Below are 965 nucleotides of genomic sequence, written 5' to 3'. Positions count from 1 at the left end.
GCTCGGTGCTGATCCCGGAAATGACACGCCGGGGCTATCCGCGTGAGTACGCTACCGCCGTCACCGTCAGTGGTTCGGTGCAAGCGCTGCTGACGCCGCCAAGCCACAACGCGGTGCTGTACTCGCTCGCCGCCGGCGGCACCGTCTCGATCGGTTCGCTGTTCATGGCCGGCATCGTCCCAGGCATCATGATGAACCTCTGCCTGATGGCGCTGTGCCTGGTCTTCGCGAAAAAACGCAATTACCCCAAGGGCGAAGTGATTCCGCTCAAGGAAGCGTTGAAGATCTGCAAGGAAGCCATGTGGGGCATGATGACTTTGTTCATCATCCTTGGCGGCATTCTGTCCGGTGTGTTCACCGCCACCGAATCGGCCGCGATTGCGGTGGTGTGGGCATTCTTCGTGACCATGTGCATCTATCGCGACTACAAGTGGAGCGAGTTGCCGAAACTGATGCACCGTACGGTGCGCACCATTTCCATCGTGATGATCCTGATCGGTTTCGCCGCCAGCTTCGGCTACATCATGACGCTGATGGAGATTCCGGCGAAAATCACCACCGCGTTCCTGACCCTGTCGGACAACCGCTACGTGATCCTGATGTGCATCAACGTGATGTTGCTGCTGTTGGGCACCGTGATGGACATGGCGCCGCTGATCCTGATCCTGACACCGATCCTGATGCCAGTCATCGTCGGCATCGGCGTGGACCCGGTGCAGTTCGGCATGATCATGCTGGTGAACCTGGGTATCGGCCTGATCACTCCTCCGGTGGGTGCGGTTCTGTTCGTCGGTTCCGCCATCGGCAAGGTCAGCATCGAAAGCACCGTCAAGGCCCTGCTGCCGTTCTACGCCATGCTGTTCCTGGTACTGCTGCTGGTGACCTACATCCCTGCCATTTCGCTGTGGCTGCCGAATCTGGTGTTGTAACCCTGAACAGTGAGCAAGCCCCCTTGTGGGGGGGGG

General features: G+C 59.4%; 1 protein-coding gene. It reads left to right on the top strand.

Annotated features, from left to right (window positions below; all coding sequences use genetic code 11):
* The coding region (locus ACE04F_RS05805; RefSeq protein ID WP_486105388.1) for a TRAP transporter large permease at nucleotides 1-929 on the top strand (929 nt) is incomplete at its 5' end.
* Nucleotides 930-965 lie beyond the last annotated feature (36 nt).

The organism is Pseudomonas sp. AGC41 (assembly GCF_057334555.1).
The sequence above is the reverse complement of the archived record's forward strand: the minus strand, read 5'-3'. Positions and strand labels throughout refer to the sequence as shown.